Origin of the sequence: Bacillus sp. 7705b (genome assembly GCF_002289525.1) — a bacterium.
Lineage (GTDB): Bacteria > Bacillota > Bacilli > Bacillales > Bacillaceae > Bacillus > Bacillus halotolerans.
In genome coordinates this window covers 61,136-69,759 of sequence record NZ_NSDH01000010.1, presented here as the reverse complement: position 1 = coordinate 69,759, position 8,624 = coordinate 61,136, and the positions used below count along the sequence as shown (strand labels likewise).

Genomic DNA, 8,624 nt, shown 5'->3' with positions numbered 1-8,624 from the left:
TACGCCGTTTTTGATACCTTCAGCAAGTTTTTTCGTGTTTGTAACGAAGAGGTCATCACCAACAAGCTGAACTTTTTTGCCAAGACGCTCAGTAAGAAGCTTGTGGCCTTCCCAGTCGTTTTCGTCAAGTCCGTCTTCGATAGAGATGATTGGGTATTTAGAAACCATTTCTTCGTACCAGTCAACCATTTCAGCAGATGTTTTCACAACGCCTTCGCCAGACAGATGGTATTTGCCGTCTTCTTTGTTGTAGAACTCAGAAGATGCAGCATCCATTGCAAGTTTTACTTCTTCGCCAGGTTTGAAGCCGGCTTTTTCGATTGCTTCAACGATTGTTTGAAGCGCTTCTTCGTTAGAACCAAGGTTTGGAGCGAATCCGCCTTCATCACCTACAGCTGTGTTCATTCCTTTAGCAGAAAGAACTGATTTCAGGCTGTGGAAGATTTGAGCGCCCATGCGAAGTGCTTCACGGAAGTTAGGAGCACCTACAGGCATGATCATGAATTCTTGAATATCTACGTTGTTGTCAGCATGCTCTCCGCCGTTGACGATGTTCATCATCGGTACAGGAAGTGTTTTTGAGTTGAATCCTCCAAGGTATTGGTAAAGAGGAATCTGTAAGAAATCAGCAGCAGCACGTGCACAAGCCATAGATACGCCAAGGATTGCGTTCGCACCAAGTTTGCCTTTGTTTTCAGTACCGTCAAGCTCGATTAAAAGCTGGTCGATTGCATTTTGTTCAGTTACATCAAAGCCAAGAAGCTCTGGAGAAATGATTTCGTTTACGTTGTTAACAGCTGTTAACACGCCTTTTCCAAGGTAACGGTCTTTGTCGCCGTCACGAAGCTCAACTGCTTCGTATTCACCTGTAGAAGCTCCGCTTGGCACTAATGCGCGGCCGAATGCTCCTGTTTCTGTATATACTTCAACTTCAACTGTTGGGTTGCCGCGGGAGTCTAATACTTCGCGTGCATAAACATCAACAATGTATGGCATGAGTTTGTCTCTCCTTTGATTTTCAGCTTATTTTTGAATTAAAGATGTTCCAGTCATTTCTTTCGGTTTTTCAACACCGAGAAGGTCTAATAACGTTGGTGCAAGGTCGCCTAGGATTCCGCCTTCACGCAGCGTGATGCCTTCTTTCGTAACAATTACAGGGACTGGATTTGTCGTATGTGCAGTGTGCGGTTCGCCTGATTCTGTGATCAGAATATCAGCATTACCGTGATCAGCGGTAATGATAGCGTGTCCGCCTTTAGCGAGAATCGCGTCAACGACTTCGCCTAAGCATTCGTCCACTGCTTCAATCGCTTTAATTGTAGGTTCAACCATTCCGGAGTGGCCGACCATGTCTGGGTTTGCGAAGTTAAGGATAATCGCGTCATGCTTGTCAGCTTCGATTTCTTTGACCAACGCGTCCTTCACTTCATACGCACTCATTTCAGGCTTCAAGTCATATGTTGCAACTTTCGGCGAGTTGATGAGAATACGCTCTTCACCCGGGAATTCAGCTTCACGGCCGCCGCTCATAAAGAACGTGACGTGCGGATACTTTTCAGTTTCTGCAATTCGAAGCTGTTTTAATCCGTGCTGAGATAATACTTCTCCGACTGTGTTATCAAGATTTATCGGTTTAAACGCCACATAGCCGTCAACTGATTCACTGAAGTGAGTCAGGCAGACGAAATGCAGGTTTTTCGGATAATTCTCGCCGCGGTCGAAATCGCGGAAGTCTTTGTTCGTGAACGTGTTGGAAATCTGAATGGCGCGGTCCGGTCTGAAATTATAGAAAATCACAGAATCGCCGTCTTCGATTTTCGCAACAGGCTCACCGTTTTCTTTTGTGATGACAGATGGAATAACGAATTCATCGTGGATTCCATTCGCATATGAATCATCAACAACATCCAGTGCGCTGCGGTATGTCGGGCCTTCGCCGTATGCCATTGCACGGTACGCTTTTTCTACACGGTCCCAGCGTTTGTCGCGGTCCATTGAGTAGTAGCGTCCGGAAATGCTGGCGATTTCTCCGACACCGATTTCCTCGATTTGTTCGTTCAGCTGGTTGATGTACGTTTTCGCTGTTTGCGGACCTACATCACGGCCGTCAAGGAAGCCATGGATATATACCTTTGTCAGCCCTTCTTTTTTCGCAAGCTTTAACAGCGCGAATAAATGATTGATATGGCTGTGCACGCCGCCGTCAGATAATAGACCGAACAGATGCAGGGCTTTGTCGTTTTCTTTCGCGTTGCTGATCGCGTCAAGGAATGTTTGATTGCGTTCGAACTCTCCCTCGCGAATGGCAACATTTACGCGTGTTAAGCTTTGGTACACAATACGGCCCGCACCGATATTTAAGTGGCCTACTTCGGAGTTCCCCATCTGTCCGTCAGGAAGACCTACAGCCTCGCCTGAAGCAGTCAGTGTCTGATGAGGATACTGATTCCAATAGCGGTCAAAATTCGGTTTTTTCGCCAAAGCGACTGCGTTCCCTACTGTTTCATTTCGTAATCCGAACCCATCAAGAATGATGAGTGCAGCTGGTTTTTTACTCATATTGACCTTCCTCCAATAATTGAACGAATGACTGTGGCTCAAGGCTCGCGCCGCCGACCAAAGCACCGTCAATATCGGACTCTGCCATATATTCTTTAATGTTTGCAGGCTTTACGCTTCCGCCATATTGAATGCGAAGCTTGTCTGCCGCTTCTTGGCCGAAGCTTTCAGCGACGGTTTTACGGATATGTGCACACACGTCGTTCGCATCTTTAGATGTAGAAGATTTGCCTGTTCCGATGGCCCAGATTGGCTCATAAGCAATAACAGAAGCTGCAACTTGTTCTTCAGAAAGACCAGCAAGGCCTTTTTTCACTTGGTCAGCCACAAGATCATTTGTTTTGCCGGCTTCGCGCTCTTCAAGCGTTTCACCAACACAGATGATCGGCACAATGCCGTGTTTGAAAGCAGCATGTGCTTTTTTGTTAACTGTTTCATCAGTTTCAGCGAACATTTCACGGCGCTCAGAGTGGCCGATGACGCAGTAGTCAACGCCAAGGTCTTTCAGAGCAACCGGGCTGATTTCGCCTGTGAACGCGCCGCTTTCTTCGAAGTGCATGTTTTGTGCGCCGACTTTAAGGTCAGTGCCTTTAACAGCAGAAGTCAGCTTTTCTAGGAAAAGCGCTGGCGCGCAAACAACAGCTTCCGCTTTGTCTGCTGCTGGAATGGAAGATTTCACTTCTTCAACGAAGCTGACAGCCTCGCCGAGTGTTTTGTTCATTTTCCAGTTACCGGCTATAATTGGTTTTCTCATCTATTCCACTTCCTTATAGCAGTTTTAAAATTATTTATCGTTCAGTGCAGCTACCCCTGGAAGCTCTTTGCCTTCCATGAACTCAAGGGATGCGCCGCCTCCTGTTGAGATGTGGCTCATTTTGTCAGCTAGGCCAAATTTTTCAACCGCTGCTGCAGAGTCTCCTCCGCCGATGACAGAGTATGTATCTTTTGCCTCTGCCAATGCTTCCGCAACCGCTTTTGTTCCTTGAGCGAACAAGTCGATTTCGAATACGCCCATCGGTCCGTTCCACACGACAAGTTTGCTGTTTTTGATTACATCAGCATACGTTTCGCGTGTTTTTGTACCAATGTCAATCGCTTCTAAATCACTAGGGATTTCAGAGATCGGCACAATTTTTACGTTTGCATCGTTAGAGAAATCATCTGCAACGAGTACATCTTCAGGCATGTAGAAGTTAACGCCTTTTTCTTTCGCGCGATCCATAAATGTTTTCGCAAGCTCGATTTTATCTTCTTCAAGCAGAGATTTACCAACCTCATAACCAAGCGCTTTAACGAATGTGTAAGCAAGACCGCCGCCGATGATCAGGTTGTCTACTTTATCAAGAAGACTTTCGATGACGCCGATTTTATCTTTTACTTTCGCTCCGCCGATAATGGCAGTGAACGGACGATCAGGGTTGGAAATTGCTTTTCCGAGTACGTCAAGCTCTTTTTCCATTAAGAAACCTGCAACCGCTGGCAGATGCTCGGCAATTCCAGCTGTAGATGCATGAGCACGGTGGGCAGCACCGAATGCGTCATTCACATATACATCTGCAAGCTCAGCAAATGCTTTTGCAAGCTCAGGATCATTTTTCTCTTCACCAGGATAGAAACGTACGTTTTCCAATACAAGAACGTCTCCGTCCTTCATGTCGGAAATTTGTGATTTTACAGCATCACCGTATGCTTCATCCGCTTTTTTCACTTCTTTGCCAAGCAGTTCGCCGAGGCGTGCAGCAACAGGAGTTAAACGAAGCTCCTCAACAACTTCGCCTTTCGGGCGGCCTAAGTGGCTCGCAAGAAGGACTTTCGCGCCTTGGTCTGCAAGGTGTTTGATTGTCGGAAGTGCAGCACGGATACGTGTATCGTCTGTTACTTCCCCGTCTTTCATTGGAACGTTAAAGTCAACGCGGCAGAATACAACTTTGCCTTTTACGTCGATGTCTTTGAGAGTTTTCTTATTCATGCTTTAGGAGATCCTCCTTCAAAATGGTTTGCATGCAGCACGAAAAACGTGAAACCGTCTGATCAAGCGATTACTCCGCGAGGGCAGATCGCATACTTTTCGGCACAGGGCAGATCGTCTGAAGCCAGGGCAGTGGCCGCAGGCGAAGGCGCCGGAAAGCTGCAAAACGCAGATGCTTCTCTTTCACAGAACGTTTTCTGAAAGCCGGTCTTCATGGAAAAAGGGAAAGGGAGTCCGTCCCCTTCCCTTGTCCGCTTTCATTATAGCGCTTCTATTCAAAAGAACCAAGTCAGGTCCTTTTTTCAGCTATGAATTAAAGACCTTTTTTAGCGATGTAAGCTGCAAGGTCAACAACGCGGTTAGAGTAGCCGCTTTCGTTATCGTACCAAGAGATTACTTTTACCATGCTGCCTTCCATAACCATTGTAGAAAGAGCATCGATTGTAGAAGAATTTTTGTTTCCGTTGTAGTCGCCAGAAACTAATGGCTCTTCGCTGTAGCCAAGGATTCCTTTAAGATCTCCTTCAGCTGCTTCTTTAAGAGCTGCATTTACATCTTCAGCTGTTACTTCTTGGTTCAGTTCAGCAACCAAGTCAACTAAAGAAACGTTTGGAGTTGGAACACGCATTGCTCCACCGTTCAGTTTGCCTTTTAGTTCAGGAAGAACTAGAGAAACGGCTTTAGCAGCACCAGTTGAAGTTGGGATGATGTTTTCAGCTGCTGCACGCGCACGACGGTAGTCTTTGTGCGGAAGATCAAGAATTTGCTGATCGTTTGTGTAAGAGTGAACTGTTGTCATCATACCGCGTTTGATGCCGAATTTGTCGTTAAGTACTTTTGCAAACGGCGCAAGGCAGTTTGTTGTGCAAGATGCGTTAGAGATAACGTCGTGGTTAGCCGCATCGTATTTATCTTCGTTAACACCCATAACGATTGTGATATCTTCTTCGTTAGCAGGAGCAGAGATGATTACTTTTTTCGCGCCAGCTTCTAAGTGTTTCGCAGCGTCTGCGCGTTTTGTGAAGAAACCAGTAGACTCAACTACGATTTCAACGCCTTGTTTACCCCAGCTAAGTTTAGCAGGATCGCGTTCTGCAGAAACTTCAATTGTTTTACCGTTAACAACAAGGTTGTTACCGTCAACTGAAACCTCAGCGTCTAATTTTCCGTGTACAGAATCATATTGTAAAAGGTGAGCGAGCATGTTAGCATCTGTTAAATCGTTAACCGCTACTACCTCAACTTCAGGATTGTTTAATGCTGCGCGGAATACGTTACGTCCAATACGACCAAAACCGTTAATACCGACTTTTACTGCCATGATTGTTTCCTCCTTTAAATAAGTGAGAGATATTTATATTGAGGGATTATTCATCCCTTAATAACTTCTTTGCGGCTCCTTCGTCAGTGACAAGAACCGTGTTGCGCGGCTTTTTAAAGTAAGCCTCGATCGCCTCGGCTTTTGATGATCCGCCCGCTACCGCTATTATATCGGGAATGGCGTCTATGTCATCCAGCTGCATTCCGACAGAATGCACTTTATGGACCACTTCGCCGTCCGCGTTAAAATAGTAGCCGAACGCTTCTGTCACCGCGTTGTTATCATCTATTTTCTTTAAGTCTTCTAAAGGTGTGTTTCTCCGCTCAGCCATAGTTTTAGCTTCGCCGATTCCGTGAACCAGCATACTCGCTGATTTAATCGTGTTCAGCACCTCTTTGACAGAAGGTTCTTCAATAATAGATGAATAGGCGCCTTGTGACAGCTGACCCGGAACAAACAAAAGCCGGTAAGTGCCTGAAGCCTTTTCCGCCATATGCGCGCATATGGTGTTCGCCTGGTTTTTTACGTCTTCGCCTAAACCGCCTCTTGCAGGCACAAACAAAAGCTTGCGGTTTTTAGAATCCGGCGTCATCATCTCGGCGACAGCTTCAATTGTCGTACCGCCGGTCACAGCGACGATATTTTTGCCTGAAAATCTTTTTTTCATACATGCGACAGCCGCTCTTCCCATTTCTTTTTTGACCCATGGGGAGTGGTCGCTGTCTCCGGATACAATAATGACGTCCTTTAGATTTAAACGTTCTTTTAATGTCTTTTCCAAAAGCGTCAAACCTAAAACATCTTTCATCGTATCTTCTAAAACGGAAAGCAGTTCATAACCTTCTTCTGTCAGCGTCATGCCGTTTGTTTTAATATCGACCAGATTCTGTTCCTTCAAAAACTGAACCTCGCCTCTCAGCACACGCTCGCTGATTCCGAGACTGGCAGACAGGCTTCTGCGGCCGATGGGTTCTGTCAGCCTGATATACTGCAAGATTTCGAACCTCTTTTGCATAACGAGCAGAAGATCAGGCAATAATTTTTTTTGAGCTTGTATTAACTGGTTCATGACTCAAACGTTCCTTCCTTTTTTTGCTGGACATCAAACGTCCCGCTATGACAAAAAACGTCCCATCATAGCCAAAAAAAATTATTTCTGCTTTCTTTAATTATTTTAACAGGGTGGAAATGTTTATTCAACTGTTAAGAGCCAATTCATCGACAATATTCGCGCAGTTTTCATGCAGCTGCGTTTCTTATTCATTATTTTTTCCTTTATATCTCTATCTTATACAGCAAACCTTTAATGGTGCGCACAAAATAAAAGAGCCCTCTCAATCGAAAGGGCTACATATTTTAAAGCGTTTTCATTTTATCCATAGCTTTTCAATCTCTTCGAGCGATTTATTCTTCGTTTCCGGACAGATTGTGACGACAAACAGGAAGCAGAGAATGTTAATGACGGCAAAGATCCAGAACGTGTAGGCCAGTCCGAACGAGCTGATCATCATCGGCACAAACTGCCCGATCGCCCAGTTTGCTCCCCATAAAAAGATGGTGGCGATCCCTGCGGCTCTCGCCCGCAGATGGTTCGGGAAAATTTCAGAAATCATAATCCATGTGATCGGCCCGACCGATACACAGAACGCGGCGACAAACCCTAATATAAAGAAGATCAGCATAAATCCGCTTGTTAACTGAAAATAAAACGAAGTCCCGATTAAGATCATGAAAATCGCCATAAAAGCTGAACCGATGGACATCAGTTTTTTGCGCCCGACTTTATCAATCAATAAAACTGCGATGACGGTAAAAATGACTTCCACGACACCGACAATACAGGTTGTCACAAATCCGGCATTTTGTCCGAATCCCATCATTTTAAAGATTTCCGGTCCGTAGTAGGTGATGGCGTTCATGCCGATCACTTGATTAAAGAGCGCCAGCAGGATTCCAATGATAAGCGCTTTTCTGAGACCTGGTTTGAAGAGCTGTGATAGTGACCCCATTTGTTCTATTTTTAAAGAGTTTTCAATGTTCTTCAATTCTTCTTTTGCGACAGTTTCTCCATTAATGCGTGTCAGAATCGATAACGCTTCTTTTGTTCTGCCTGCTTTCGCCAGCCATCTTGGACTTTCCGGCACGACCAGCAGGACAAGGAAAAAGATAACGGATGGCACCATTCCGTAAGCGAGCATCCATCTCCATCCGGTTTGCACGCCCCATTCATATGTTCCGGAACGCTGGACAGCGAGATTAATAAAGTACGTTGCGGAAATACCTAGTATCGTAAAGAGCTGATATAAGGAAGATAAACTTCCGCGTATGGCGGGCGGCGCCGCTTCCGTAATATAAGTCACGGATAATGACGAACCCATTCCGATCCCTAAACCTCCGATAATCCTCGCGATGATTAAGGTCGACACGTCTTGTGAAACAGCAGAAACAACTGCTGATACCGCAAATAACAGGGCCGCTGTCATTAAGATTTTTCTGCGTCCGAACCTGTCGCTTAAAAACCCGGATACCCCGACTCCCGCAACTCCTCCAATCATAATGCTTGAAATCACCAGCCCCTCCATGAACGGACTCAGGCTGTATAAATCCTTTAGAAAACCAATAGCACCGGAAATAACTGCAGTGTCATAGCCGTACAATAAACCGCCAAGCCCCGCCGCGCATGATATCAAAATCACAAATCCCATTGAATGGCTTCTTGTTACAGGAGCATTTGGTTCTAATTGAGTTGGAGTATTCTTCATTTCTCTGCCCTCC

Annotated in this window: 8 protein-coding genes; 1 reads left to right on the top strand and 7 read right to left on the bottom strand. The window is 45.5% G+C overall.

The window, feature by feature from the left end:
• The 4 genes from eno to CJU60_RS03790 form a co-directional block, all read right to left on the bottom strand.
• The coding region (eno, locus tag CJU60_RS03805; RefSeq protein WP_095712994.1) for a phosphopyruvate hydratase at positions 1-996 on the bottom strand (996 nt) is incomplete at its 3' end.
• A gap of 27 nt (positions 997-1,023) precedes the next feature.
• Positions 1,024-2,559 carry a 2,3-bisphosphoglycerate-independent phosphoglycerate mutase gene (gpmI, locus tag CJU60_RS03800; RefSeq protein ID WP_095712993.1) on the bottom strand — a complete coding sequence of 512 codons (1,536 nt, stop codon included), beginning with the start codon at positions 2,557-2,559 and terminating at the stop codon, positions 1,024-1,026.
• Positions 2,552-3,313: a triose-phosphate isomerase gene (tpiA, locus tag CJU60_RS03795; RefSeq protein ID WP_010331914.1), complete on the bottom strand. Its 762-nt coding sequence runs from the start codon at positions 3,311-3,313 to the stop codon at positions 2,552-2,554. Before tpiA ends, gpmI begins: the two co-directional genes overlap by 8 nt.
• Before the next feature lie 30 nt (positions 3,314-3,343).
• Positions 3,344-4,528 carry a phosphoglycerate kinase gene (locus CJU60_RS03790; protein ID WP_095712992.1) on the bottom strand — a complete coding sequence of 395 codons (1,185 nt, stop codon included), beginning with the start codon at positions 4,526-4,528 and terminating at the stop codon, positions 3,344-3,346.
• 48 nt (positions 4,529-4,576) lie between these two features.
• Here CJU60_RS03790 and CJU60_RS21505 point away from each other — a divergent pair, with 48 nt between their 5' ends.
• A complete protein-coding gene (locus CJU60_RS21505; RefSeq protein WP_024122894.1) occupies positions 4,577-4,729 on the top strand; it encodes a hypothetical protein in 153 nt (50 codons plus the stop codon).
• Between the two features lie 112 nt (positions 4,730-4,841).
• On the opposite strand, the gene gap is transcribed toward CJU60_RS21505, so the two are convergent.
• The 3 genes from gap to araE form a co-directional block, all read right to left on the bottom strand.
• A complete protein-coding gene (gap, locus tag CJU60_RS03785; protein ID WP_010331916.1) occupies positions 4,842-5,849 on the bottom strand; it encodes a type I glyceraldehyde-3-phosphate dehydrogenase in 1,008 nt (335 codons plus the stop codon).
• Between the two features lie 46 nt (positions 5,850-5,895).
• Entirely contained in the window at positions 5,896-6,918 is a 1,023-nt protein-coding gene (gene cggR / locus CJU60_RS03780) for a gapA transcriptional regulator CggR (protein WP_095712991.1), read from the bottom strand.
• Positions 6,919-7,216: 298 nt separating this feature from the next.
• Entirely contained in the window at positions 7,217-8,611 is a 1,395-nt protein-coding gene (gene araE / locus CJU60_RS03775) for an arabinose-proton symporter AraE (protein WP_024122896.1), read from the bottom strand.
• Between the last annotated feature and the right edge of the window lie 13 nt (positions 8,612-8,624).